23 protein-coding genes and 1 tRNA gene are annotated in these 25,624 nt (G+C 45.8%); 9 read left to right on the forward strand and 15 right to left on the reverse strand.

All coding sequences use genetic code 11. The annotated features are described in order from the left end of the window. Nucleotides 1-214 precede the first annotated feature (214 nt). Together A2621_01670 and A2621_01675 are read left to right on the forward strand one after the other, a co-directional pair. A complete protein-coding gene (locus A2621_01670; GenBank protein OFW89604.1) occupies nt 215-1,777 on the forward strand; it encodes a hypothetical protein in 1,563 nt (520 codons plus the stop codon). Nucleotides 1,778-1,953: 176 nt separating this feature from the next. Further along, entirely contained in the window at nt 1,954-2,550 is a 597-nt protein-coding gene (locus A2621_01675; GenBank protein ID OFW89605.1) for a hypothetical protein, read from the forward strand. A 301-nt stretch (nt 2,551-2,851) separates the two neighbouring features. On the opposite strand, the gene A2621_01680 is transcribed toward A2621_01675, so the two are convergent. Continuing rightward, nucleotides 2,852-3,607: a hypothetical protein gene (locus A2621_01680; protein ID OFW89606.1), complete on the reverse strand. Its 756-nt coding sequence runs from the start codon at nt 3,605-3,607 to the stop codon at nt 2,852-2,854. 74 nt (nt 3,608-3,681) lie between these two features. Between A2621_01680 and A2621_01685 the strand changes: the two genes are divergently transcribed. Then, complete coding sequence (locus A2621_01685; GenBank protein ID OFW89607.1) at nt 3,682-4,008, forward strand: hypothetical protein; 327 nt, start codon at nt 3,682-3,684, stop codon at nt 4,006-4,008. Between the two features lie 30 nt (nt 4,009-4,038). On the opposite strand, the gene A2621_01690 is transcribed toward A2621_01685, so the two are convergent. The 5 genes from A2621_01690 to A2621_01710 all read right to left on the reverse strand — a co-directional run bounded on the left by A2621_01690 (nt 4,039) and on the right by A2621_01710 (nt 10,460). Then, nucleotides 4,039-4,115, reverse strand: a tRNA-Met gene (locus tag A2621_01690). Between the two features lie 59 nt (nt 4,116-4,174). Next, the gene (locus A2621_01695) at nt 4,175-6,169 is read right to left on the reverse strand and encodes an RNA polymerase sigma factor RpoD (GenBank protein ID OFW89608.1); all 1,995 of its coding nucleotides are present in this window, start codon (nt 6,167-6,169) and stop codon (nt 4,175-4,177) included. 84 nt (nt 6,170-6,253) lie between these two features. Further along, nucleotides 6,254-8,026 (reverse strand): DNA primase, encoded by a 1,773-nt coding sequence (locus A2621_01700; GenBank protein ID OFW89609.1) that lies wholly within the window; start codon nt 8,024-8,026, stop codon nt 6,254-6,256. Beyond that, a complete protein-coding gene (locus tag A2621_01705) occupies nt 8,023-8,478 on the reverse strand; it encodes a glutamyl-tRNA amidotransferase (GenBank protein ID OFW89610.1) in 456 nt (151 codons plus the stop codon). Before A2621_01705 ends, A2621_01700 begins: the two co-directional genes overlap by 4 nt. A 2-nt stretch (nt 8,479-8,480) precedes the next feature. Further along, nucleotides 8,481-10,460, reverse strand: coding sequence for a hypothetical protein (locus tag A2621_01710; GenBank protein ID OFW89611.1), 1,980 nt, complete (start codon nt 10,458-10,460; stop codon nt 8,481-8,483). Nucleotides 10,461-10,604: 144 nt separating this feature from the next. On the opposite strand from A2621_01710, the gene A2621_01715 reads away from it, so the two are divergent. Beyond that, nucleotides 10,605-11,192 carry a hypothetical protein gene (locus A2621_01715; protein ID OFW89612.1) on the forward strand — a complete coding sequence of 196 codons (588 nt, stop codon included), beginning with the start codon at nt 10,605-10,607 and terminating at the stop codon, nt 11,190-11,192. Then, nucleotides 11,170-12,471, forward strand: coding sequence for a hypothetical protein (locus A2621_01720; protein ID OFW89613.1), 1,302 nt, complete (start codon nt 11,170-11,172; stop codon nt 12,469-12,471). The genes A2621_01715 and A2621_01720 overlap by 23 nt, the downstream gene beginning before the upstream one ends. Here A2621_01720 and A2621_01725 read toward each other — a convergent pair. From A2621_01725 to A2621_01765, 9 genes are all read right to left on the reverse strand, one after another. Continuing rightward, nucleotides 12,449-13,132 (reverse strand): hypothetical protein, encoded by a 684-nt coding sequence (locus A2621_01725; protein ID OFW89614.1) that lies wholly within the window; start codon nt 13,130-13,132, stop codon nt 12,449-12,451. The genes A2621_01720 and A2621_01725 overlap by 23 nt on opposite strands. Next, on the reverse strand, nt 13,113-14,051 hold the full coding sequence (locus tag A2621_01730; GenBank protein ID OFW89615.1) for a hypothetical protein: 939 nt from the start codon (nt 14,049-14,051) through the stop codon (nt 13,113-13,115). The genes A2621_01725 and A2621_01730 overlap by 20 nt, the downstream gene beginning before the upstream one ends. Nucleotides 14,052-14,079: 28 nt before the next feature. Further along, the gene (locus tag A2621_01735; GenBank protein ID OFW90111.1) at nt 14,080-16,038 is read right to left on the reverse strand and encodes an acetoacetate--CoA ligase; all 1,959 of its coding nucleotides are present in this window, start codon (nt 16,036-16,038) and stop codon (nt 14,080-14,082) included. Between the two features lie 62 nt (nt 16,039-16,100). Next, nucleotides 16,101-16,502 (reverse strand): hypothetical protein, encoded by a 402-nt coding sequence (locus A2621_01740; GenBank protein OFW89616.1) that lies wholly within the window; start codon nt 16,500-16,502, stop codon nt 16,101-16,103. Nucleotides 16,503-16,629: 127 nt separating this feature from the next. Beyond that, complete coding sequence (locus A2621_01745) at nt 16,630-17,277, reverse strand: alanyl-tRNA editing protein (protein ID OFW89617.1); 648 nt, start codon at nt 17,275-17,277, stop codon at nt 16,630-16,632. Nucleotides 17,278-17,380: 103 nt separating this feature from the next. After that, nucleotides 17,381-17,983 (reverse strand): hypothetical protein, encoded by a 603-nt coding sequence (locus A2621_01750; GenBank protein ID OFW89618.1) that lies wholly within the window; start codon nt 17,981-17,983, stop codon nt 17,381-17,383. Then, the gene (locus A2621_01755; protein ID OFW89619.1) at nt 17,980-19,101 is read right to left on the reverse strand and encodes a hypothetical protein; all 1,122 of its coding nucleotides are present in this window, start codon (nt 19,099-19,101) and stop codon (nt 17,980-17,982) included. The genes A2621_01750 and A2621_01755 overlap by 4 nt, the downstream gene beginning before the upstream one ends. A gap of 1 nt (nt 19,102) precedes the next feature. Then, on the reverse strand, nt 19,103-20,095 hold the full coding sequence (locus A2621_01760; GenBank protein ID OFW89620.1) for a hypothetical protein: 993 nt from the start codon (nt 20,093-20,095) through the stop codon (nt 19,103-19,105). Further along, complete coding sequence (locus A2621_01765; GenBank protein ID OFW90112.1) at nt 20,095-21,618, reverse strand: phosphoglycerate mutase (2,3-diphosphoglycerate-independent); 1,524 nt, start codon at nt 21,616-21,618, stop codon at nt 20,095-20,097. The genes A2621_01760 and A2621_01765 overlap by 1 nt, the downstream gene beginning before the upstream one ends. Before the next feature lie 225 nt (nt 21,619-21,843). Here A2621_01765 and A2621_01770 point away from each other — a divergent pair, with 225 nt between their 5' ends. From A2621_01770 to A2621_01785, 4 genes are all read left to right on the forward strand, one after another. Further along, nucleotides 21,844-22,998, forward strand: coding sequence for a hypothetical protein (locus A2621_01770; GenBank protein ID OFW89621.1), 1,155 nt, complete (start codon nt 21,844-21,846; stop codon nt 22,996-22,998). A 4-nt stretch (nt 22,999-23,002) separates the two neighbouring features. After that, nucleotides 23,003-23,491, forward strand: coding sequence for a hypothetical protein (locus A2621_01775; protein ID OFW89622.1), 489 nt, complete (start codon nt 23,003-23,005; stop codon nt 23,489-23,491). 194 nt (nt 23,492-23,685) lie between these two features. Further along, nucleotides 23,686-24,273 carry a hypothetical protein gene (locus A2621_01780; GenBank protein OFW89623.1) on the forward strand — a complete coding sequence of 196 codons (588 nt, stop codon included), beginning with the start codon at nt 23,686-23,688 and terminating at the stop codon, nt 24,271-24,273. A gap of 195 nt (nt 24,274-24,468) precedes the next feature. Further along, nucleotides 24,469-25,587, forward strand: a complete 1,119-nt coding sequence (locus A2621_01785; GenBank protein ID OFW89624.1) for a DNA polymerase III subunit beta — start codon at nt 24,469-24,471, stop codon at nt 25,585-25,587. Nucleotides 25,588-25,624: the final 37 nt, after the last annotated feature.

Here is a 25,624-nt window from a genome sequence, read left to right on the forward strand (position 1 = left end):
GATAAAGAAAGGGAAAGGGAAAAGTGCGTTTTTCCTTGCACAGCTGCCATATTTATTTTACGATGAGCCCATGATTATCGTTTCTGCCTTACAAACGGGATTACCTGTTATCACAGCCTAGCTTCGGCATACATTTTTTTGTATGCCGCGCAACTCACCTTATGTTTTCCATAGCGCGGTTTTTACCCATTATTATTTATTAAGGAACAGCTCTATGATTCGTATTGAAAAAATCTCTAAAAAATATGCCGACCAACAAGTGCTTTCACATGTTACGTATCACTTTCCCGAAAAAGAACGGATTGCCCTGATTGGGGCCAACGGGCAAGGCAAAACGACGCTTTTAAATATTTTAACCGCCCTTGACGAGGCGGACGAGGGGCAAGTCATTACCCCTAAAAACTTTCGACTGACCTTTTTGCCCCAATCTTATAATGAACACCCCAAGAGTACCTTATTAGAAGAGTGTTTATCGGGGCACAAAGACTTATATGCCTATCGGGAGAAGATGGAAGAGTGCTTGACAGAGATGGGTGCCCATTATTCGGAAGAAACCTTTGACGCCTATGAGAAAACTTTGGCTCTGTACGAAGTCAATGGCGGCTACCAGATCGAAGGGCGGGCTGAAAAGATCCTCATTGGGCTGGGGTTTAAGGAAGGCGGATTCAAGCAAAATCCCCAAGAATTATCAGGGGGGTGGCGCATGCGTCTGGAGCTCGCGAAGATCCTGATCTCTGACCCTGATCTCATTATTTTAGATGAGCCAACCAACCATCTGGATTTGCCCAGCATTGAATGGCTTGAAAATTATTTGATGAGCTTTAAGGGAACCTTGTTATTTGTTTCCCACGACCGCGTGTTTTTGAATAGCCTCTCCACCATTACGGTGCATTTGCACAAAGGAAAACTGCGTGAATACAAGGGGAACTTTGATTCTTTTTTAAAGCAACGTGAGTTGCTCAAAGCAGGACAAGAATCCTCCATTAAGAAACTCGAGACCCAAAAACAACACATGCAAAAGTTTGTGGACCGATTTCGGGCCAAATCGTCCAAGGCAGCGCAAGCCCAGAGTCGTATCAAAATGATTCAGCGTATTGATGCCTCCTTAGAGACTATTTCTGTGGAAGAGGAAGCACGGTCCTTTCATTTGCCTAAGCTGGCCTATCCCAAAGGTGGAAAAGAAATTTTAAAGATGGAAGGGGTGACCATAGGGTATACCCAGCCTCTTTTGTCGAATGTCTTTTTACACCTGATGCGGGGTCAGAAAATTGGCTTGATTGGGGCAAATGGGATCGGAAAAAGCACGCTTCTTAAAACAATTTCTGGAATGATTCCTGCCTTAAAAGGACAGGTCACTCTGGGTACAGAAGTAAAAATAGAATTCTATACGCAAGAAGCAGCAGAACAAATTAAATCTCAAGAAACGGTTCTAGCCACCTTGCGTGCAGAGAATCCTGCCTTAACAGAACAAGAGTTGCGAGCCCTCCTGGGAGCCTTTTTGTTCAAAGGCAATGATCTTTCAAAAAAAACAAAAGTTCTTTCAGGAGGAGAACGCGCCCGTCTTGTGTTTGCGTGCATTTTTGGGCGACTGCCGAATTTCATTCTGATGGACGAGCCCACCAATCACCTTGATATGCTCAGCAAAGATGTGCTGGCCGAGATGTTGCGCCAGTATTCAGGAACGGTTTTATTTGTGTCGCATGATCGTGATTTTGTGGAACATGTGGCAGATGATGTACTGGAGATAGAAGACGGGCGCCTCAGGCGCCCCGTATAAAGTCGGGTTGGAGAAAAAAATAAGGGGTTGAAGTAGCTACTTCAACCCCAAAAGGATTTTGTTTGAGGTTTTTATTTATTTAGCCGACGATCAGATGAAAAATTATATCACTTTCAACTTGTGTACTAAAAAAACATAGGATAGTTTGGACTCTAAGTTTAATTAAAGAGGAAAATATGAAAAAAATCATGATAACTACATCCCTAAGTTTTATAATTGTTTCCTCTGCCATGGCTGCAGGTTTTGACATGCAGGAAGAAACCCTGCCGGTTAGGTCTCACTTGAAAGGCCAGGTTACTCTTACCTTTAAAGAGGGGGAGTTTATAGTATATACCAACGGTGCCCCTCACAAGATTGATTGGCAGAGTATCACAGGTATTCCGGAAAACGTTCAAGAAGCACAGCTTAAGGCCTTTTTTTCTAATGGAGGCTCCTTGCACCTAAATTCTTTGGGAGATGAGGAGGATTATTCTTTAAAGGCTCATACCCCAGGCTTGGGAGGAGGGTGGTTGGACGGACTATCGGGTTTTGCATTTAGAAAGGTTATTCTAGGCTTTAGTGAAACAAGCGACAATGATATGTATTTTACAAAAGGGGAAGTTCTTGAAAGACTGAGAGATTCTTTGTCCGTAATGAACAGTGAAAGAGATAAACAAATCATAAGAACGTGCATAGCGCAAATTAGGGCAGGAAATAAGGAGATCTTAGAAGAGATAAGATATAATGTAAATCCAGCTAAAAGAGCTCTACGCTTAAAGCTCGCGCAAAAATAACGTGCTTAAAAATCCAACAATGAGAGAGGAATAGGGACTATTTAATAGATGTTTTTTAAACAGTTATCTGGGATAGTCCCTAGTTTTTTTTAATTTTCCTAAGAAAATGGAAGAACGCAAAAGCTCCTTTCCAAAGAAGCTGTGCTGCAAGAAAAATACAAAAAATAAAAATGTTTTCCAAAAAGATAAGGTATAGGATAGTTTTTACTAATATTTTTAGGAACTGTCTCAGATAACTAATCAAAATCATTAAAAACCCATTGTTTTATCTGAATTAGTTATCTGGGAGTCCCAAAAAGAATTATTTTTTGCGGATCATCTTGTAGAAATCGGTCCATGCGACGGTGAAGGCTCCGAACAAAAGGATGTTCGCAAAAACCATGAGCAAGGTTCCTGGTAAAGTGAAAGGCCCAAAAATTCCCATCCCGATTTTTATCTGATACATCAAAATAGAAAAGAGTCCCATAAGGATGAAAGGCAAGTTTATCAAGAAGGTAAGCGTTAAAACCACCGCTAGGAATTTCCAAGAAAACCCACGGGATTGGCGCCAAGAATCCATAAACGTGATTTTTTCTCCGAGCGCCGCTGCTGGCAAGATAAAGGAAAACCGGTAAGAGATATAAAAGACCGCTGCCATAGACACGCACGCAATCACGCTTCCAAAGATGCTGGAATAGTGTCCAACAAGGGTAGAGATCCCCACGCCGAAGAAGAGAAGAAGAGCGACACCTACCAAAAACACGGTTGATCTTTGAAGGTATTCTTTATTGGTCTCTTCGAAAGCAAAAATCTTAATCCCTTTTTTGGGAGATTCATAGAAGTTGATCCACTTGGGCACCCAAACGGACGCTGCCACAAGATTGATGGCCACACTGACAATGGCGACGATGGCTGACACAAACCAATGAGTAGATGTGAGGTAATAAGAGCTTAACGCATAGAAAATACTTGAAACCAAAAAGGGTACGGCCCAGCATTTCAGAAAAGGAATGATATTTTTAAAAGTAAAAGAGAGAGATCTTTTGACAATTTTTAGAATTGGTTCATTTTGTTTCATGGTTTTTACCCCTGTTATTTTAATGCTATCTCGTTTAAAGATGTTTGTAAATATCTTTTTCTCTGGAGTTCAGGATGACGCTTAAGTTCAAATCAGATCAATATCGCAAAACGAGGGGAGGATACTCTCGTTTTTTAAATGTTTTTTGTGAACATTGTGGCGCAAAAATACTTGTTTATCAGAAAGACGGTCCCGGGCTATTAAAACGGCTTTATTTAGACAGAATCTTTGCGCCGAAAAATTTAGAAAATTTTCAAAAGCTCTCGATAAGTCAACTACCAGATTTGGTTTGCTCGGAATGTAAAACTGTTCTGGCTGTTCCATACATTTACAGAAAGGAACAGCGCAAGGCATATCGGCTTTTTGTTGGGGCGGTTACTCAAAAGATTACAAAAATATGAATGTTTTTGAAATCGGAAGGGGGTGATTGGTGGTGGGCCCGGTAGGACTCGAACCTACGACAGCACCGTTATGAGCGGTGAGTTCTAACCAACTGAACTACAGGCCCCCGTAGAACAACTCTATTTTAGACACTACTCAATTACAAGATCACGTCAAGTAAAAAGCTTACTCTTTAGACGGAAGCCCTTCACTTTCAAGAAAGCTTTTCAACTTACGAGAGCGGCTCGGGTGCTTTAATTTGCGCAAAGCTTTCGCTTCGATTTGTCGAATACGTTCGCGTGTCACAGAAAACTGTTGGCCCACTTCTTCGAGGGTATGGTCTGTATTCATCCCAATGCCAAAGCGCATGCGCAACACACGTTCCTCCCGTGGCGTCAGAGAGGAAAGCACGCGGGTCGTGGCTTCGCGAAGATTAGACTGAATGGCCGCATCAATGGGGATAATGGAGTTTTTATCCTCGATGAAGTCGCCGAGATGGCTGTCTTCTTCATCCCCAATGGGGGTTTCAAGACTAATGGGTTCTTTGGCGATCTTTAAGACTTTCCGAACCTTTTCCAAAGGCATGGCCAGTTTTTCAGAAAGCTCTTCTGGGGTTGGTTCTTTGCCTGTTTCGTGCAACATTTGCCGAGACGTGCGTACCAGCTTGTTGATGGTTTCGATCATGTGAACGGGGATCCGAATGGTGCGCGCTTGGTCGGCAATGGAACGTGTAATGGCCTGACGAATCCACCAGGTGGCATACGTGGAAAATTTATAGCCGCGACGATATTCGAATTTGTCCACCGCTTTCATCAACCCAATGTTGCCTTCTTGAATAAGGTCTAAGAACTGAAGTCCTCGGTTGGTGTATTTTTTCGCAATGGAAATCACCAGACGGAGGTTTGCCTCAATCATTTCTGTCTTCGCGCGACTGGCCTGACGAGCGCCTTTTTGAACACGGCCGACCAAATGCTTAAACTCTAGAAGAGAAAGCTCTAGAATAGAGGGGATTTCTTGAATGGTGCGGATCAAATCCATCACTTCTTTGTTGGTGGCAAACGTAGACCACTTTTCACTTTTGGTTTTCAGGTTCTCTAGCCAAAGAGCGTCCAATTCTTGATCTTTGTAGACCTGCATAAAGGCTTCTCGTTTGAGGCCTGCTTCTTCTGCAAACTTTAAGAGTTTTGTTTCATCAGCCGTCACTGTTTTATTAAACTCATGCAGCTCGGTGGTAAGCCCTTCGATGCGCGCATTGCTGAGCCGAAGGTCTTGAATGAATCGAACCATTTCTTGTTTGTATTCTTCGTATTCTTTTTCCAGCTTGGCAGGGACAGCTTCCCTTGTTTTCCGAGCCCGATTCCTCTGGAGACGAATCTTGTGCATCTTCTTATCAAGCTTTTTGATTTGATCAAAGAGCTCCAAAGCTTTGGGGAGCAAAGCCTCTTCAAGGGCAGCGAGGGAAGAACCACCTTCTTCTTTGGCAGAGTCTTCTTCGACTTCGGTTTCCTCTTCCTCTTCTTCAATTTCTTCTGTGATCAAAGTTGCGGCAAGAGGGTCACCTTCCTCTTCGAAATTAATGGTTTCTTCGTAAGGGGTATCAAGGGAGATAATTTCGCGCAGAAGAAGGTTTCCTTCTTTCAAAGCCTCTGCCCATTCTAAAATGGCGGCGACCGTGCGAGGGCTGGCGTAAAGAGAGTTCGCTAAAAGTTCCTTGCCTCCCTCAATACGTTTGGCAATTTCAATTTCCCCTTCGCGGGAGAGCAGTTCAACGGATCCCATTTCCCTGAGGTACATGCGTACAGGATCATCTGTGCGTCCTCCCAGGTCACCTGTGACCAAAGCTTCGCTGCTAACGGGAGCATCCAGCTCGTCGACGACTTCCTCTTCTTCCTCTTCAGCCGAATCAGCGTCTGTGGATCGGTCGTTGTCTTCTGTGGTAATATCGATGCCAATGTCAGCAAAGGTTTCAAGAATGGAATCCATCATCTCTTCGGAGACGTTTTTTTTGCCTTTTCCAACGATACGGTTAATTTCTTTTTGGGTTACAAATCCACGCTCTTTAGCATCATCGATGAGTTTTTTCAAGTCAGCTGCCATTTTTTCCTTGGAAGAGGCTAGAAGTTCTTCGTCCTGAAAATCAGTCATTTCTTTGTCCACGATCTCTGTCGTAAATTTGCTCATTATCTCACCTATAATCTACAGTTGTCCCTATCAGAGCCCTCCATCATATCATAAACGACATAAGTCGCATCAATAAAATAGAGGCTACTCTTCCTTCTGCTCATCGCTTAAGACAAAGCTTTCTTTCAGCCGTTTGTAACGTTGCCATTCTTCCGAAGAAAGAGTTGTACGCAATCGTTCTTTGGCATGCTCGAGCTCTTCTTTCTCCCCTAGTTTTTGCCCATATAATTGGTGCACTTGGTTCCAGCTTTCCAAAATGAGATCTAGAGTTGAAAGCCTAAGAAAAGGAGCATGGATAAAAAGATCTGTCGCCAAGATGGTTTGCAGCGTCTTTTCGTATCCATAGTTTATCAGATAAGAGGTCAAAGTCTCTTTTTCAAGAGTATTATTTTCAGAAAAGTAATTTATTATTTTTTTTTGTATGTCTGCGTGGGCAGGGGTTTGAAACTGCAGTAAGGTAAACTCTTCGTGAATGTGCTCTTCCAAAGCCGGATTCAGCAAAATACTGGCCAGTAAAATACGCTCTTGTATCAAAATAACGTCAATTTTTTTAGGAGAAAGGGGTTTAGACTTAGAAAAGGTTCTTTTGGAGGGTGCGTTCCAGAGAAAGAGACGATTCTTAAATTCTTGTTTGTAATAATTTTTAACAGCTGGATCTTGAATTTGGAGACAAAAATCTTCCAATGTTTTTTCAAGCAGCGCTTTTTCTTCAGGTGTTTTCCGCAGATAGTGGCGGATTTCTGTTTCCCATAAGAGATTAACGAGGGGTTGAGCTTGTTGAAAAAGCGCGTACCATCGGGCGAGGCCTTCTTTTTGGATGAAGGTGTCGGGATCTTCGAAGGCGGGCAAGGTGAGGAAAGACAGCGACCTCCCAGGTTTGAGAAAGGGAATGGCGCGTTCTGCTGCCCGTCTCGCCGCCCGTTGGCCTGCCTCGTCCCCATCAAAACACAGGACAGGTTCGGCACACAGTTTCCACAGCAATTGAATTTGCTCTTCTGTGAGGGCCGTTCCCAAAGGGGCAACCACCCGTTCATACCCATGTTGAGCAAGACTGATCACATCCATATAGCCTTCCACCACCACCAGAGGGTCTTTTTTTTGGGCAGATTGCTGCGCGTGGGGCCAATTATAGAGAGTATGCCCCTTGTGGAAAACGGGGGTTTCCGGTGAGTTTAGGTACTTGGGTTCCCCGGGTCCCAAAAGGCGCCCTCCAAAGGCAATGACTTTGCTTTTGCGATCTAGAATGGGAAACATGATCCGATGTCGGAATTTATCATGCCAACTGCCGTCATCCCATTCACTCAGCAGTCCCGCCATTTTAATTTGATCCAGGGTGTGTCCTTTGGCTAAAAGATGGGTCAACAGACCTTTGTCGCTGGAGGCCGAAACACCCAAGCGAAATTTTTTGAGAGTGGCGGGCACCAGGTTTCTTTGGCGGAGGAGATAGTTCAGAGCTTCCTTTCCGTCAGGAGAAGCTAATTGATGTTCGAAAAATTGGCAGGCATGTTCTAAAATCTGTTCCAGAGTTTGTTTGGTTTGATCTTCTTCTGGATGAGAGGGGGCGAGGCGAGGCAGGGTAACCCCAGCCATTTCTGCGGCGTGTTTCACCGCTTCGATAAAGGTGAGATGGTTCTGGTGAATGAGAAAATCAAACACAGACCCATGCTGACCACATCCAAAACAGTGATAAAACTCTTTCCCATTATTGACGGTGAAAGAAGGAGTTTTTTCTTGATGGAAAGGACATAGCCCATGGTACTCGTGCCCCTTTTTTCTCAGCTGAACTGTTTTGCCAATGAGTTCTGAAAGGGTAAGTCGTCTTTTAATTTCAGCTAAAAGAGATTGTGGGTACATCACATCAGTTTCTGTTTCACAAGCAAGGATGCTTTTCCAAAATCCATTTTGCCCGCATACAAGTCTTTGAGACAGGCCATCACTCTGCCCATGTCTTGGGGAGTTTTAGCTGCCATTTCTTGGATGGCTTGGCGAATGGCGGTTTCTATTTCTGCGTCGGTCATTTGTTGGGGCAGAAAGGATTCAATGACAGCAATTTCCACCTGTTCTTTTTCGATGAGATCTGGCCGATTTCCTTTGTCAAAAAGATCAATGCTGTCTCGTCTTTGTTTAATCATGGTTTGGAGGACTTGCAAGATTTGAGTATCAGAAATACCTTCCATATTGCCGGTCACGCGGACATCGATATCTTTTTGTTTTACATTGGCGAGAATCAAGCGAATGGCAGACAGGCGTTCTTTGTCTCCTGACTTCATGGATTCTTTCATGGCGGCATTCAGTGTATTTCTGAGCATAATCATTTCCTTTTTTCGTGACGGTTAAGACGGTTAATGTGCTGGGGGTACAGACTTTTCTTGCCCAAATGTTGGGCATAAATGGGCAAAGTCTCGGTAATGCGTTGAACATACCCGCGGGTTTCACCATAAGGAATACTTTCAATCCAGTCAATGAGATCTGCCTCTTTTGAGTCTGGGTCTCCATAAACTTTTACCCATTCTTCCGCCTTATGAGGGCCCGCGTTATAGCCCGCTAAAGCGACAACATAATTGCCCTTGAATTGCTTTAGCATCCCCGAGAGGTACACACTTCCAATATCAATATTTTTGTGGGGTTGGCGTGTCAAATCTTCTTTGCGGAGCGGAATGCCCAATCTCTTGGCGATTCTCCGGGCTGTTGTATACACCAGCTGCATAAAGCCGCGGGCATCTGCCGTACTAATGGACCGAGAATTAAAGTTGCTTTCCTGACGGATAATGGCATGAATGAGCACCTCATCCACGAAGGGATGAGAGAGGCTTTCTGGAGACAGTTTTAGGGTGGGATATGCTTTCTCTATGAGGACTGGGCTTTTTTGGCCCATGAATTTAGCCACAATAACGGCGAGCTGAGGCATGTTCACTTCATGACAAAACTCAACCAAAAACTCACCCATATCTTTTTGTCCATTTTTAGACAGATAGAAAAGTATTTTTTCTTTTTCTGAAGCAAATCCATAAGGGGCCAGCAACTTGAGGGCATGAATAAGCTCTGATTCTGGCTCGGTCAACGTGACTGGTTTGGGAGTCTTGGAGAGTTTAAGAGTAATGGATTTGCCCAGTTTTTTAAGGGAGATTTGACCATAGTACGTGTGGGGGAACTCGGCTGCTTTTTGGTACCATGATTCGGCATCAGATTCGTTTCCGGAAGCCTCGCGCGCGCGTCCACACCAATAGGCCATTTTGGATTTGCTGAGAGGGGTCGAGACAAAATCATAAAGCCCCTCAAAGCGCTTGAAAGCTGTGTCTGGTTTTTGTTGTTTTCTGAGCTCTATCCAGGCGGCGAGCCACTCGCCTTCTGTATAATCCACCTTAGTTTTGAGTGTTTCAGGAGAAATCGGATACTTTTCAAAAATGGCATATGATTTTTGAAAGTCTTGACGATGCAAAAAGTAGCGGGCGAAATAGTTTCGGTATCGTTGCAGTAGATCAGAATAGCCCTCAAAAGTCCCAGAGGCCACCGCCTCTTCAAACACTTTTAAGCCGGTGTCATCTTGATTCTTTGCGAGCAACCATTTGAGATATTGGAAGGTGAGTCCAGGATATTGTTTGAAATGGGGGGGGACGCCTGCCCATTTGAGGCGAAACTGGCTTTTCTTTTGAATGAGATTGATGGCAAAATCCACCACCGCGCGGTTCTTTTTAGAAATATATGGCTTCATTTGTTTCAGCCCATAATAGTTGCCGTCTAAAATGAGTCGATCAAGACGCTTATGGTTGGTTTCTGCAGATAGATAGGGCTTAAACAGTTGATAAAAAGCCTGTTCATCCTTGGGTTTAAAGTCGGTATGAATCCACAGATATTCAATTTTAGGAAGAGCTGTTTTCTTGGGGGTTGTCTTGAGCAATAGGTTGGCATAAATGAGCGCGCCTTTGGAAGTCAGGGGTGGATAGGCATTGAAATATACCATCACCGTTTTGTCGGGGGTTGTGGCATTGATGGATTGCTCTGTCATCTCTCGGATTTTCTCTGCGTCAGGCCAAAAAGGATTTTCTTTTAGAAAAAGGACCCTCTCTTCAAAAGGACCAGGATGGCGGGTATATTGAACCCACGCCGCTGTTTTGTATTCAAGGGGGCAGGCTTTCTGATCCGGCAACAGCGGCGGGCGATCTTTTTTCAGAGACTGGATGGCTAAATCAAAAGACTCTTGGCAAGATAATGGTTTGGGAGATTGTAAAGTAGTGGACCAAGAAGCAAGGCCAGACCCCAGCATAAGAAGGAAGGAGATAAAAAAGAGCACTTTTATTTTAATGACCTATCTAGAATAGTTTTGTAAAACACAGTTTAGATAAAATATGGATTTTGGGCAACTGAACAATCACTTCATCTTCCCTTTCAGGTCTATAAGGTTGCGTTAGGTGTAGGGGAATGATAGATTTTTAGAATGAATAAGTTTTTTTTAATGGGTATGGCGACACTTGCGACGGTTGCTCTTGCCGATCCCCCTTCCTTTGTGGGGGACTTTAAAGGGTTTTACTTTGGGCCTGCTTTGGCGGTTGGACGCACTACCATAGGGGTGACGAATCAGCGCTATAGGCAGAACCATTTGATGGTGGGTGGTCTGTTCGGGTATGGCCATGTGACCCTGTCGGATTTATATTATGGGGGCGAGGTCGGCCTTTCTCATGATACGTTCTCTCTCAAACAAAATGGGCAACGGGTGGAGAAAAACAACCAGGTGGAAGGAGTGCTTCGGTTTGGCCAGCTGATTCAAAATAACTTCTTGCCCTATGTCGGACTGGGTGCCGCCTATTCTGACTATAAAATGCAAACGAGCACCCAAAATAAAGAGTTCCATACAACGGATTTAATTTCAGAAGTGGGGGTGGATGCGTTTGTCCGATCCCATTGGGTGATCCGGTCTTCTTTCCGATATCAACGAGGGCTTTCCACACAGGGCAGCCTACCGGTGGATGTGCAGAAAAAACCCAACTCTTTTTTCATCAAGATTGGGGCGTCTTATATTCTATAAAGACGTTGAACCCCTACGCGTCACCATTACCCAGCTGAACAGCAGTGGCGAAGGCATGGCTGCGACAGAGGGCGGTGAGACTGTTTTGGTGCCCTTTGTTCTGCCCGGTGAGGTGGTGGAAGTCTCCCTTGATCCCGCCAGTGTGCGGAGTGCTGTCCGACGGGGACGGCTGGAGAAAATTGTCACCACTAGCCCCCATCGTCAAGTGCCACCCTGTCCTTACTTTGGTCGGTGTGGAGGATGTCAGCTTCAGCACTTGGATCCAGCGTTTTACAAGGCGTACAAAAAAGAATTAGTGGCAGAGGCTTTTCAGGCGCACAAGCTAGAGACACCTCTTTTAGATCCCGTTGTTTTTGGGCCAGGTGTGCGCCGCCGCATTAACTTTAAGGTCACCAAACAACAGACTAAAATTTTATTGGGTTATCATCAAAGGCGCAGTCACGAGGTTTTGGATATTGATCATTGCCCTCTCTTATTGCCTGACTTTAATCATCTTTTGGCGCCTTTAAAAGAAGCGCTGCGATCGTGCCTGATGGAAAAAGAAGAGGCCAATATCTTCCTCACCAAAGTGCAGAATGGGTTTGAGGGGGCCATCGTTTTTGAATCTCCCAAAAAGCTTTCTCTTTCTCAAATAGAGGCGTTGACTACCTGGGCGATCCAGCATCAGGTCATCCGTCTTATGGCTCAATCCTCCAAGGGCGAAGAGTTGTTGGTGCATCAAGCCTCTCCCCACGTGGATTTTTCGGGTGTGTCCGTTTTATTCCCGCCCCATGCTTTTTTGCAAACCAGTGAAGCCGCCGAAGCGCATATGGTGAAGATTGTTCTTTCCTTATTGCCCCCATCGGCGAAAAGAGTGGCTGACTTATTTTCTGGCCTTGGGACTTTTAGTTTTCCGCTGGCAGGGCACGCGGCTGTGGAGGCCTTCGACGGGGATTTGAAAGCCGTTCAATATCTGAATCTTTCTGCCCAACATAATAAATTACCCCATCTTCTCCGCGCAACTCAGCGGGATTTATTTAAATACCCCGTGTCCTCCGAAGAGTTAAAAGCGTATGATGCGGTGATTCTTGATCCGCCGCGCGCGGGGGCCGTGAACCAAATTAAACAATTGATGGGATCTTCAATAGAAACCATCCTCATGGTTTCTTGTAATGCCAACACCTTTGCGCGCGACGCCCACTTGCTGGTGAAAAGTGGATACAAGATGAACGAAACCCATCTAGTGGACCAGTTCTTGTGGTCTCCCCATATGGAGCTTATTTCTTCTTTTTCTCGTTAGACGATTTGTCTGCCTCTTTGGGTTTGCGATAGGGAGGGGTAATGACCCCCATGGACATCACCATTTTGATGCCTGTTTCCACCGACATCTCCAGAATCTTTACTTCTTTTTTGGGCACAAACAGCAGAATCCCAGAGGTGGGGTTGGGCGTTGTGGGGATGAACACATTCACAACTTCGTCAGAGGACTTTTCCTGAATCTCTCCCTTAGTGACGCCCGTCACAAAACACAATGTCCAAATGCCCCGTCGGGGATATTCAATCAGACCCACGTCTCGGAAAGACGAAGATTCTTTGTCCAAGACGGCCTGGGAGACTTGCTTAAGAGTGGCATAAATGTTGCGGACGATGGGCATGTGCGAGACAATTTTTTCGCTAAGATTCATAAAGTATCGACCCAAGAATCCTTTCATCAAAGCCCCCACGAGCGTGGCGCCTACGAGGGTCACAATCATGCCATAGCCCGGGAAATATCCATAGAGATGGGAGAGGGAATCTGGCATGATGGGGCGCACCATGTCATCAATAATCCGCACCACCCAGGCCACCAAATAAATGGTTAGAAGAATGGGTGTTGAGACAAGGAGACCACTTAAAAAATAACTTTTTAATTTAGAGAGTAAACTGGGTTGGGGAAGGGTGTTAGTCGCAGCAGTTTTCATGGAAATCCTTTTGGTGGGTGTGGGGTAAAACTTGGAAAAGACACTCGGCATGGGGATAGAGGCTGAGAAGTTCTTTTTTAATTTCTTTGGCAATTTGATGGGCTTGTTCCACGGACACTTCTTTCTTCATAATCAAATGTCCTTGGATAAACTCTTCCTGGCCAGACGTACGTGTTCTTAAATGGCAACATTTCCCCACCTCTGGGTGCGCCTCGATGACGTCTAAAATTTTCTGGCGATCGGGCAGGGGCAGCTCACTATCAAGCAGCACTTTAAAGGCGGACACAATGATGGTGTACGCGGTGAACATAATATAAAGAGCAATGCCTGTCCCAAAGAGAATATCCACATACTGCCACTGAAAGAGAATATAAGTTCCAATGGAAAAGAGAACGCCTAAGTTGAGATACAGATCTGCTTTGTAATGGGTGGAATCCGCCAAAATGGCGATAGACTTGGTTTTGTGAATGACATAACTCTGGAATCGTACCAAGGCAGACGTCAAGACGATGGCAATACAGGTCACGATGATGCCGGTCAAAGGGCGTTCTAGGGGATGGGGAGAGATGAGACGTTCTATGGCTTCTTTCAATACAAAAGCGGCTGATAAAATAATGGTAATCGATTGAAATAGGGCAGAGAGAGCCTCAATTTTGCCGTGTCCAAACTTGTGTTCTTCATCAGCCGGTTTCACGGCCAAATAAATGGCAATCATGTTAATCACCGAGGCGATGAAATCAAGAACAGAGTCCACGAGGCTGGAGAGCAAACTGATGGAGTGCGTCGTGTACCAGGCATAGCCTTTGGCACCGATCAGAATAAAGGACACAGAGACAGAGGCGTACGCTGCCAAACGCTTCAAAGCGTTCTTATCTTTTGAAAGGTCGCTCAATTTAAAATGTGAATGGCATGCTGTCATGAAACCCCGGTTGTTTGGGATCAGCCTATCACTCTCCCCTTAATTCTTCAAGATTTGTGAAAAAAGAGAGAGATTCCGGATTGGCTAAGGCTTCTTTGTTTTTGATGGGCAGGCCTTGCAAGGCGCTCGCAACAGCCTGTTCCACAAGTTTTCCATTTTTTGTGCGGGGGATATCTGGCACCTGAAAAATAAGATCCGGTACATGGCGCGGGGTGGTATTAAAGCGAATCTGATGCTTAATTTTGCCGATCAGCTGGGCATCCAGGGTGTGTTGATCTTTTAATTTCACAAACAAAAGGATGCGGATGTCGCCCTGATACGGTTGGCCCACCACGATGCTTTCTAGAACTTCTTCCAATTGTTCCACTTGGCGATAAATTTCGGATGTCCCAATACGGACGCCGCCTCGATTCAACACCGTGTCTGACCGCCCATGAATAATGAACCCTTTATGCTCTGTGATTTCTGCAAAATCGCCATGACACCAGACGTTTCTAAAGTCATCAAAGTAGGCGTCGTGATATTTTTGACCGTCGGGATCATTCCAAAACCCGAGCGGGCGTGAGGGGAACGGCTGGGTGCAGACAAGCTCGCCCTTTTTCTGGGTGATGGACCGCCCCTTGTCATTGAAAATTTTAACATTCATTCCGAGACCTGCGGCTTGGATTTCTCCTCGATGAACGGGTTTCAAAGGTGTGCCCAGGACGAAACATGAAATGATGTCCGTCCCGCCGGAGATGGAGGCGAGGAGCATATCTTTTTTAAGGTGTGTGTAGACGTATTCAAATCCTTCCGCCGGGAGGGGAGATCCTGTGGACGTCATGGTTCTGAGTGCTGAGAGATCATGGGTGGTTAGAGGGGAGGCGCCTTCATTTTGCAAGGCAGAAATGTATTTGGCAGAGGCCCCAAAGAGGGTCATTTTTTCTTGCTCGGCATAATCAAAAAGAATATGGATGTTCGGCCAGGCAGGCGACCCATCATACAGCAACAGCGTGGCGCCTGAGGCCAGTGCTGAGACTTGCCAATTCCACATCATCCATCCACACGTAGTGAAATAAAAAACCCGATCATGCTCGCGAATGTCAGAATGAAGTTGATGTTCTTTGAGGTGCTGCAGAAGCGTGCCTCCCGCCCCATGGAGGATACATTTGGGAACACCCGTTGTGCCCGACGAGAACATAATGAACGCCGGCGTATTAAAGGGGAATCTGTCAAAGACAATGTCTTGGGGGTGGTACGCCTCTAGAAGGGATGACCAGGGCGTCGCGTGAGGGGGTATCTCAGGTGTTTTCTCCCCCCCATAGGAAAACACAATTGTTTCTTCTAAAGAGGACAGTCCTTTTTGAACGGCGCCCAGTTTCTCTGTGATTTTATGATGTTTTCCCCGATAGAGATAGTAATCCGCAACAATCAGAAATTTGGGTTGAATTTGGTGAAACCGATCCAGGATGCCGGGCACGCCAAAGTCGGGAGAGCAAGACGCCCAAATACCCCCGAGCGCTGTGGTGGCCAGCATGGCAATGATGGCTTCGGGGGTGTTGGGGACCAAACCTGCCACACGGTCTCCTTTTTTGAGGCCCCTTTGTTTGAACGCTTGAATGAGGCAAGAGACTTGGTCTTGAAGATCGATAAAGGTGAGAGAGCGCTTCACTTGGTCTTCCCCCCAAAACACAATGGCCGTTTCGTTCGTTGTTTTTCGGAGGAGATTTTCTGCAAAGTTCAGCGTGGACGTGGGGAAAAAAACGGCCTTCTCAATATCGGTTTCGTTTTCTAAAAACGGGCCTGGTCCGATGTGGCCTTTCACGTCACAAAAGCCCCAAACTGTTTTCCAAAAGGTTGCCATATTCTTGACAGACCATTGATGAAGCGTGTCATAAGAGTCGCATGACACACCTTCTGTGTCGTGCAGATATTTCAGAAAAGCGTGGACTCTGGTTTTCTGAAGGAACGCAGCGGTGGGGGACCATAAGGCAGAGTTATTCATAATAAGCCCGCTATGCACCAAAAAAAAGTGTGAGAATAATTTTCCTGCAGTGGTTTTTGAATAGACTAAGCATGGGCTTCTAAAACTTGCTTCGCATGCTGATAATATTTAAATTCTATCAGATTGTTCGAAGGATCAATTAAGAAAAAGCTCCAGTGCCAGCCCGGTTTGTCTGTAAATCTTTCAAATAAGTCTTCATAAAAAGAAGCGTTTTTTTCTTTGGAATTTTCGTAAAGTTTCAAAAGATCTTCTTTTTTATTAAGAATGATTCCAAAATGGCGGGGGTACATTTTGACCTCTTTATCAATGCTGCTCGGATCTAAATGACAAACAAGTTGGTGCCCAAAAAAATTAAACACCACATAGTCATCATATTCTCGCCCTGCCCGTTGATTTAATATTCCTTCATAAAAAATCTTTGATTTTTCCAAGTTATCCGAGGGAATGGCTAAATGAAATATTGTCATACTATCAACCTTTGAATGAAAGGATCATACATGAAAATAGATGGTACAACAAATATTTTCAGATAGGATGAAAAAGGAATTTTTACAAATAAAGAAGGCCGTTAAACAAAATAGATATCTCTGATTTTTATGAGACATTATCCTCCACCAACCGAATCTCGATGCGCTCTAAAGACTTTCCGGGTCGAACCCTTTTTAAAGACACAAACCCCACTTCTTTGGTGGATTTCACATGGGTGCCGCCACAAGGCACCTCGGCAAACCCTTCGATTTTCCAGAAACGCCGCTGGGTGTCGCGGTCCGAAAAGTCGGTGAGAATGGGGTAATCTTTTTCGATGATTTTGTTAAATTCCGTTAAGAGGTCTTCAAAAATTGCTGAGATGTTTGTCTCTAATCTAAAATCTATGCGCGCTTTGGTTTCAGAGATATGGGCGCCCAATTTCTCTAACTGAAACTTTCGAGTGACCAGTTCCAAAATCAGCTCCGCGGCAAAATGGAGGCGCATGAGCCTATATCGACGCGGCCAATCGATGGCCATCTGCACCGCCAGGCCGGCGGTAAAGGGATGATTCTCCCCCACCGTATAGTAGATGCGGGTTCCCTCCATGCGAGAGCCTAAAATCTCAAGACCATTCAGGGTCGCCCGATCACTTTCTTGTCCCCCAGAAAAAGAGAAGGCGATGGTCTCTTCCAGCAACACCTCATTTCCGGTGACAGAAACGATTTTGGTGTCTAAGCTTGCTTGATACGGATTGATCCAAAAAACTTTTTTCATTTTTTATTCTCCTACGGGCGCTGTAACATTGTCCTTACTTTTGCATTGTTAAGATAAAAAGGAGAGCCCCTCTTTATCGTCTTTGAAGAAAGAGCGAAGCCATCTACACATTAAGGGAATATCCTTCATCAGTTGTCTTCAGCAGATTCTCTCCAGAGGCAAGCCCTATCTTTTGTTTCAGTTTATAGAGATGCGTTTCCAGCGTGTGGGTGGTGACGCCTTCCGTATATTTCCAGACGTCTTTCAGCAACATGTCTCGACTGACCGCAGCAGGATGAGCTTTATAAAGATAGGCCAGAATCTCTGTTTCTTTTTCTGTGAGAATACAATTTTTGGTGGCGTCCGGGTGCACGAGGCGACGATTATTTAAATACAGTTTAAACTCACCCAGGGTCAAAATAGAGGGGCTGAGGGGTTCTGCTAAATGGGCTTTGAGTACTTTTAAAGAAACGGGACGCTCGAGCACCCGCACGGGAAAAGGGAAGGGCGGTATTTTTGTGGAGGGGGAGACGAGGATATAAAGCATCGCGTGGGGATGTTCTTCGTGGTATTTTTTAATAACCGCCGCGGGGATAGCATCAAAAATAATGGCCTTGAGAGCGGGATCTTTTGGATTCTCTGTGATTCTGAAATCTGGTGCCAAATAATCAGTAAGAGCTTTGGCAACCACCGGAGACGCACAGTGTAAAAAAACCAGAGGCTTCATTTTAGGGGTGCCTTCGAGAGGATGAGTTGAACCGCTTTTTCTTTCATCAAATCTGGTTTTTTGGGCTGCGTCCCTGTGTCTTTAAAAAGGATATGGGGCACGATGCCTTGCTTATCCAACGATTGACCGGAGGGCGTGTAGTACAGTCCCGTTGTCAGCTGAATGGCCGCATATCCCGGAGGGATGGGGAGGATGGTTTGGACGGATCCTTTTCCAAAGCTTTTTTCGCCCACCAAGAGGGCTCGTTTATGATCCTTCAGGGCAGCAGCAACGATTTCGGCAGAAGACGCAGTCCCACCATTCATCAAGATCACAATGGGGGTATTCAGCAGGGCGCTTTTTTTTCCGTCCGCATAGTACGTTTTGTCATTCTTGGGATGCCGTGTTTTGATGGAGATGATTTTGCCCTTGGATAAGAAAAGATTGGTGACTTCTAAGGCCTCTTCCAATATACCCCCGGGGTTATTACGGAGGTCCAGGATGACGCCTTTCAGGGGCCTTTTCTGTGCCTTCAGCAGGTCGTGGAGATGACGCCCAATCTTATCGTTAAAGTGCGACAATCGCACAAATAAAATATCGTGGGTGAGGGACCATTTCAATGCTTTTAGATTGATTTTTGACCGCCGGAGTTTGAACGCCATCACTGCTTCTTTGCGGCGCACCTTTAAGGAGAGCAGCTCGCCCACCTGTCCCTTGATCTTATCCCGAATCTCGAAAAGCGGCAGGCCCACCACCGGTTCGTCATCGATTTCCAAAAGTTCATCACCTGCCAATAATCCCGCTTCAAAAGCGGGAGAATCATCAATGGGGCTGAGGATCACAATTTTGCCATCCAGCAAAGTAAACTCAATGCCAATGCCCCCAAACTGGCCTTTTAAACTGTTCAGAACGTCTTGGTATTTCTCGGGCGAAATATAGGTAGAGTTATCATCTAGATGGCTCATCATACCTTGAAGGGCGGATTCGATGAGGGTTTCATCCGAAACAGGACGGACGCTTTCACTGCGCACGTAGCGAAAGACATCGTCGAAAAGTTTGAGCTGGCGATAGGTCTCAGAGTTGCCAAAGGAGGAGAGAGAAAAAAGACAGAGAAGAGCAATAAAGAGTTTAGGTGTCATGTTAAATTTTCAAAATATGGGGTTTGATGGGCACGCCATGATTGCGTAATTCGAGATAGAGATAGTTTTTGTCCTCTGTTGGGAGCAGCCCAAGGGGGTCTCCCGCGTGGACCTCTTGCCCCACAGAGACGTCTAATCGGTCTAGCCCTGTTAAGAGCAAGGAATAGGTTTTCTGGAATCCGATGATGAGAATTTTATTGTACCGGCGGAAGGGGCCGGCGTATAAGATTTTCCCACTCACGGGCGACAAAATATGGGATCCTGCACGGGCTCTGAACACAACCCCTGAGCCATCCGGGTTTTGGGATGTCTTTTGATTAAACGGGGTAATAATGGGGCCTTGAGTGGGTGACAACAAAGAGATTGTTGGGACGGCGGAGGGCTTTCTAAAAGACGTCTGATCTTTTTCAAGATGCTTGATGAGATCCGCAATGGAGCTGGATCTTTTGGCCAACTTCTGGGCTTTGTCTTCTGTTTCTTTGCGCTGAGACAGTGTCTTCTGGATTTGACTTTTCTTTTGTCGCAGCAAGTCTTCAAGGTGGGCATATTTTTTCTGATACGTGGCGAGCTTTTCATTCAGCTCTGCTTTTCTTTGAGAGGTTTGTTCCTTCGTTTGTTTGAGGGCAGAAAGCTCTTTTTGCAGCGTCTGCATTTCTTTGTGGAGCGCGCGAACATAGCATTGGAAAATGGAAAAATTCCGTAGCACATGGGGGCTCTGCTCATCCGACCGAATGATGTGCGAGGGTGCCTCAGCCTTTAACGTTCGGAGCAGCAGAATAAGGCGGGAAATCTTTTTTTGTTGGGAGAGAAGGTGAGAGGTCTTCTCATAATAGAGAGATTGAACATCGCCCAAATCCGCTTCAAGGCGTGCCACTTCTGCTTCAGAGTGACGACACTCTTTGGCCACCTGATTCAGATCGGCTTCCAAAGTGCGTGAGGATGCAAGGCTAACCCAAAAAAGAACCAGAAAAGCAATGGAAAAGCGGCACAGCATCAAGCGTTCTTTTCTTTCTCAAGGAGGGGTTCGCCAGTCATTTCATGGGGGGCCAGAATGTCTAAAAAGGATAACACGGTGGGGGCCACATCGGCCAGTGCCCCGTGAGTTCTCAGTGCCTTGTACGGGTGATGGGTCACACAGATAAACGGTACCAAACTAGTGGTGTGTGAGGTGTGAGGTTGACGTGTTTTATTGTCATACATCATTTCGGCATTTCCATGGTCGGCGGTCACAAACAATGAGCCGCCGTGTTTCAGAACGGCTTTCTCCAGCTGACTTAAACAGTGATCCACCATCTCAACTGCTTTGATGGTGGGTTCTATTTTCCCCGTGTGCCCCACCATATCCGTGTTGGCATAGTTCATAATAATAACATCTGCTTTGTTCTGATCAAGAGAGGCAATCACCGTATCCGTTAATTCTTGGGCAGACATCTCTGGTTTTTGGTCATACGTGCTGACTTTGGGCGATGGAATCAGAGAGCGATCTTCACCCTGGAAAGGGGTTTCTTTCCCCCCATTAAAGAAGAACGTGACGTGCGCATATTTTTCCGTTTCCGCAATGCGCAGTTGTCTCAAATGGTGCTCGGATAAAATTTCTCCCAATGTATTTTTCAGCGAGACGGAGGGGAACAAAACCTCCAACTCGTGTGCGAGGGTTTGAGAGTATCCTTTCATGCCGATTTTATGGGAGAAAAGGGGGCGGGTGGATCGAGGAAAAGCGGTGAAAGAAGGCTCCACAAGCGCATCCAAAAGTTGGCGCACACGATCGGCCCGAAAGTTTACCATGAGGAAGGCATCCTCGGGGTGCATCCCTCTATATCCCTCCACAATGAGGGGGGGGATAAATTCATCCGTGATACCTTGTCCATAAAAATCTCTAAGTGTGCTGAGGGGGTTTGAGGTGGAGGTGCCTTTGCCACCCACCAATGCTTCGTAAGCCTTTTGGGTTCTGTCCCACCGACGGTCTCGATCCATGGCATAAAAGCGGCCCATGAGGGTGGCGATTTTGACGGTGGGGTATGATTTAAGGATGGCCTCCAAAGATTTCAGATCTTCTAAGGCGCTTTGGGGGGGCGTGTCTCGACCATCCAAAAAAAGATGGAGCCGTACGGTAATATTTTCGGAGCCCAAGATTTTGATGAGCCCTATAAAATGGTCTTTGTGGCTATGCACGCCGCCGGAAGAAAAAAGCCCCATGAGATGGCAGGTTTTTCCCGATTTTTTAAGCGTCTCAATGAGTCCTAAAATAAATGGATTTTTGTTGATTTCTTTTGTCTCAAACGCCTCGTGAAGACGGGGTAAATCTTGCAAGACCACTCGACCCGTGCCGATGGTGGTGTGACCCACCTCCGAATTCCCCATCTGACCCTTGGGGAGCCCCACCGCGAGCCCCGAGGCGTCTAATAAAACCTCTGGGTATGTCTTTTCCCACCGGTCCCACGTGGGCGTCGCGGCCTGAGTAATGGCATTGGTCTTGGAATCTCTTTTATGCCCCCACCCATCCAAAATACAGAGGATCAAGGGCAAGCAGGATTTGTTTTTCATGTATTTACTTTGCATCGATGTTGAGAGAACCTTACCTGGTTTTAGAGGGGCTTTCAAGAATTTGCGTGAGGAGTTGATCAAACCGTTCATCGGAGAAAAGCAAGGTATTTAAATATTTGTTTGATTCTCTTCCCAACTTATGAAAAGATCCCTCTCATGTATTTTATGAGTCCTGTGGTTCATAAATAGGGAAAAGAGATGGCATTCAAATTTCGCCTTAATTTAATTACCCAGCTGGGGGTTTCTGTTTTGATCGCCCTCTTGTTTGGGCACATGATCCCTGAATTCTATCGCAGTATTTTTTATACCATAAGTGTTCAGATTCAGGAAATACTGATCTTTTTCTTGCCCTTTATTATCTTCAGTTATCTTTTTGCGTGTTTGATTAATTTCGAGAATAACATCATCGTCTTTCTGCTCTCGGTACTCGCCTTTGTGGTGATCTCTAACTTTTTAAGCCTTCTCTATGCTTACGAGTTAGGCCTTGGGTGCTTTTCCTTCATGAAGATCGTGAATGCCGAGATTCCAGCCAGCGGATTGCAAAGTTTCGGGTGTTTCAAGCTCCCAAAAATCCCCAATAATTATGCGCTGATCAGTGGTATCGTGATAGGGAGCATTTTCTTTTATTTTAAAAACAAGACGGCCATGAAGGTTTCTGCTTTCTTGAAAAAAGGCGCTGACTTTTTCTTGAAAAGGATGTTCATTCCGATTGTCCCCCTCTTTATCTTCGGGTTTATGGTAAAGATGGCGGGAGATGGAATTTTAGCTCATACGCTCCAGGCCTATGCGCCCGTGTTTATCGCTGCCATTTTGGCCCAAATTGTTTACATCTGTCTCATGTTCGGGATTGCGGCACGGTTTCGCTTTAGGGTTTGGAAGACCTATATCCGTAATTCTCTGCCCATGGCGGTGACGGGGTTTAGTACCATGTCAAGCGCTGCCACCATGCCCCTGCTGTTGGATAGTGCCGAGAAAAACACTAACCACTCTCCCGTGGTGCGGGCGTATATTCCGGCGGCGGTGAACGTTCATCATATTGGAGATGGCATTGTTTTGCCCATTGTGATGATGGCGACCCTTTTGACCTTTGGCATGTCCGTGCCAGATTTTTCCTTATACCTCAAGTTCTGTCTTTATTATGTGGTTTTGAAATTTGGGGCTGCAGGCGTCCCTGGTGGAGGCGTGATGGTGATGATGCCTATTCTTCAAGAGCTCATGGGGTTTGATCCCACCATGCAAGGGTTTATCATGGGGCTCTACATGTTGTTTGATCCTTTCATTACCGTGACGAATGTGATGTGTAACGGGGCGGCGGCTGTCGGATTTGCCCATATTTTTGGAAAGAAAGCGTGAAATTATGAATGATACGGAAACCTTAAGTTATAACTCTCGATTGATTCAAAAAGTTCTTGAGGAAAAGGGGATACAATCTCGTGTTGTGGAGTTTCCCGCAAGTACGCGCACAGCGGTGGAGGCCGCCGCAGCCATTGGATGTGAGGTGACCCAAATTGCCAAGTCTCTGATTTTCAAAACAAAAACCACCCACCAGCCTGTTCTTGTTCTGGCAAGCGGCCCCAATCGGGTCAATGAAAAGACAATCGCACAGCAAGTGGGTGAAGATATCGTGCGGGCTGACCCAGATTTTGTGAGAGACATCACCGGATTTGCCATTGGGGGCGTGCCTCCCCTTGGGCATAAAAAAAGAATCGATCTCGTCTTTATTGATGAGGATTTGCTGCAATGCGCAGAAATTTGGGCTGCAGCCGGCACGCCCAATGCCGTCTTTAATTTACAGAAAGAACATCTGATCCCCTTAAGTGGCGGGAAAATTATTTCGATTAAGTAACTCGTTCTTTCCCCCTTTATTGTCCCACCTTCTTGTCATCCTTATGGACCTCCTCGCAATGACGGGAATAAGGTATACTTCCTAGATGGCCAGCTTCCACACTTTATTTCCCTTATTTAAAAGTAATTACTTGACATTAATATTATTTTTCCCTATAAGAGCAGGCCATTATTGAGTCTGTTAGAAAAATCACCATGTTTATACTATTTGTTTTATGTTTTTTATTCATTAGTTCGTTTTGCGTTTCTGCACCTTGGCAAGAAGACCTTTATCTTTTTTCTCGCAGTGAAGAGATTGGTTTAGGAATAAAGGCTCCCAGAACCAATTTCTATGGCGTGCGCGCCTTCCCCACAGACGCATTGGATGAGGGAGACTCAGTGATAGGGACAGATAGTGCTGTTGGGTCAGAAGGAATCGACGACGAAGAGCTAGAGGAGCTTGCTGAATTGGCGAGCGCTCGAGATTCTGGTGTGGGTTCTTCTCTGAAGGAAAGAGGGGCCAGTCTTCCTGAGAGCCGGAGCGGTTCTCGGGCGAGCTCTAACCTTTTTGACAAAAGGCAGAACCGGTCTGCTTATTATCTGCATCAGAGAGCAGAAGGACAGACGGAACAGTCAAGCGATGACGATCCTATGGGTACACACGTCTCCAAAAGAAAACGCGGCTTGGAAGACGATGAGGGGTTCTCCGCGCTGATGAATGTTGACTCTGAGTCAGAGCCATTCTTAGGAGAGGGCGATGAGCAGAGGTCCTCTAAAAAATCTCGATCTCGGTATGCTTATTAGAACGAGGCCTCTCAGATAAAGGGTGGATTTTTGTGTAGGCGGAAATCAAGTTCATTTGTGAAGTGATCCTTTTTCTGGTCACTCCTTCAACCCAAATTATTCCCATTAGATAAATTGAATCTTGTCCTGGCTTGTGATAGACATAAAACACGGTATAATTACAGAATCTCAATAAGGTAGAGATGGGACTCTCACATGAAACTTTTAGTTGATCGGTCATTTTTATTAAAGGCTCTGGGGCACGTTCAGGGCATCGTGGAACGACGCACAACGTCTCCCATTTTATCCAATGTGTTGCTCACCGCCCAAGACGGTCATCTTATTTTAACGGCAACAGATTTGGATGTCTCCGTTGTGGAAACCATGCCCGCCAGGGTCGAAATCCAGGGGGCCACTACGGTAGCGGCGAGTACACTCTATGACATCGTGCGGAAATTCCCCGATGGCGCCGAAATTGAATGTACGGAGAAACTCGAGAACAATCATTTGGTGATTCGGTGTGGGCGCTCCCGGTTTAATTTGCCCACCTTGCCGGCCAAAGATTTCTCCACGTTGAAAACGACGGATCTCCCCCACCAATTTGTGCTCCCCGCGGCTGATCTGAAGTATTTGATTGATAGCACGCGGTTTGCCATCTCCACAGAAGAGACACGGTATTATCTGAACGGCATTTATTTACATTCCCGCACCCATGACAATGATTTGGTCTTGCGCGCGGTCTCCACAGATGGGCATCGCTTAGCTATGGCGGACATTCAAGAGCCTAAAGGGGCGGCTGGTATTCCAGACGTGATTATCCCGCGCAAAACGGTTTTAGAATTGGGCAAGCTTGTGGAAGGGGTTGATTCTGACGTGACTGTTTCTTTGTCACTCACTCAAATTATGTTTAGCATCGGTCGCACGCTCTTGGTGTCGCGCCTCATTGATGGGACTTTTCCTGATTACGAGAAAGTCATTCCGTCCGAGAATCAAAACTTGCTTACTGTCGATTGCAAAAAATTTGCCGAGGCGGTGGATCGAGTGGCGACCGTTTCTAATGAAAAAGCGCGCGGCGTTAAGCTCACCATCGAACCGCAGAAAATTATTATCTCTGTCTCGAGTCTGGATCAAGGCATGGGCGTGGAAGAAATAGAAGCGTCTTATAATGGCAAGCGATTGGTGATGGGGTTTAATGCCCGATACCTCTTGGATATCACCCAACAAATTACGGGGGATACTCTTTCTTTCTATCTCTCTGATGAAAACTCTCCGGCGATTATCAAAGGGGGCACAGCACAACGTATTTTATACGTTTTGATGCCAATGCGTCTGTGAGCTTTCTAGAGTCTTCTTTTCTCTCTTCTCTTGAGGA

This window comes from Alphaproteobacteria bacterium RIFCSPHIGHO2_01_FULL_41_14 (assembly GCA_001767855.1).
Lineage (GTDB): Bacteria > Pseudomonadota > Alphaproteobacteria > UBA7879 > UBA5542 > 2-01-FULL-41-14.

Coding starts and splice junctions, on each gene's coding strand:
- A2621_01755 (OFW89619.1), bottom strand. CDS start 19,101: ATGACACCTAAACTCTTTATTGCTCTTCTCTGTCTTTTTTCTCTCTCC.
- A2621_01705 (OFW89610.1), bottom strand. CDS start 8,478: ATGCTCAGAAATACACTGAATGCCGCCATGAAAGAATCCATGAAGTCA.
- A2621_01670 (OFW89604.1), top strand. CDS start 215: ATGATTCGTATTGAAAAAATCTCTAAAAAATATGCCGACCAACAAGTG.
- A2621_01725 (OFW89614.1), bottom strand. CDS start 13,132: ATGAAAACTGCTGCGACTAACACCCTTCCCCAACCCAGTTTACTCTCT.
- A2621_01685 (OFW89607.1), top strand. CDS start 3,682: ATGACGCTTAAGTTCAAATCAGATCAATATCGCAAAACGAGGGGAGGA.
- A2621_01770 (OFW89621.1), top strand. CDS start 21,844: ATGGCATTCAAATTTCGCCTTAATTTAATTACCCAGCTGGGGGTTTCT.
- A2621_01715 (OFW89612.1), top strand. CDS start 10,605: ATGAATAAGTTTTTTTTAATGGGTATGGCGACACTTGCGACGGTTGCT.
- A2621_01680 (OFW89606.1), bottom strand. CDS start 3,607: ATGAAACAAAATGAACCAATTCTAAAAATTGTCAAAAGATCTCTCTCT.
- A2621_01695 (OFW89608.1), bottom strand. CDS start 6,169: ATGAGCAAATTTACGACAGAGATCGTGGACAAAGAAATGACTGATTTT.
- A2621_01745 (OFW89617.1), bottom strand. CDS start 17,277: ATGAAAAAAGTTTTTTGGATCAATCCGTATCAAGCAAGCTTAGACACC.
- A2621_01740 (OFW89616.1), bottom strand. CDS start 16,502: ATGACAATATTTCATTTAGCCATTCCCTCGGATAACTTGGAAAAATCA.
- A2621_01730 (OFW89615.1), bottom strand. CDS start 14,051: ATGACAGCATGCCATTCACATTTTAAATTGAGCGACCTTTCAAAAGAT.
- A2621_01760 (OFW89620.1), bottom strand. CDS start 20,095: ATGCTGTGCCGCTTTTCCATTGCTTTTCTGGTTCTTTTTTGGGTTAGC.
- A2621_01750 (OFW89618.1), bottom strand. CDS start 17,983: ATGAAGCCTCTGGTTTTTTTACACTGTGCGTCTCCGGTGGTTGCCAAA.
- A2621_01785 (OFW89624.1), top strand. CDS start 24,469: ATGAAACTTTTAGTTGATCGGTCATTTTTATTAAAGGCTCTGGGGCAC.
- A2621_01775 (OFW89622.1), top strand. CDS start 23,003: ATGAATGATACGGAAACCTTAAGTTATAACTCTCGATTGATTCAAAAA.
- A2621_01675 (OFW89605.1), top strand. CDS start 1,954: ATGAAAAAAATCATGATAACTACATCCCTAAGTTTTATAATTGTTTCC.
- A2621_01780 (OFW89623.1), top strand. CDS start 23,686: ATGTTTATACTATTTGTTTTATGTTTTTTATTCATTAGTTCGTTTTGC.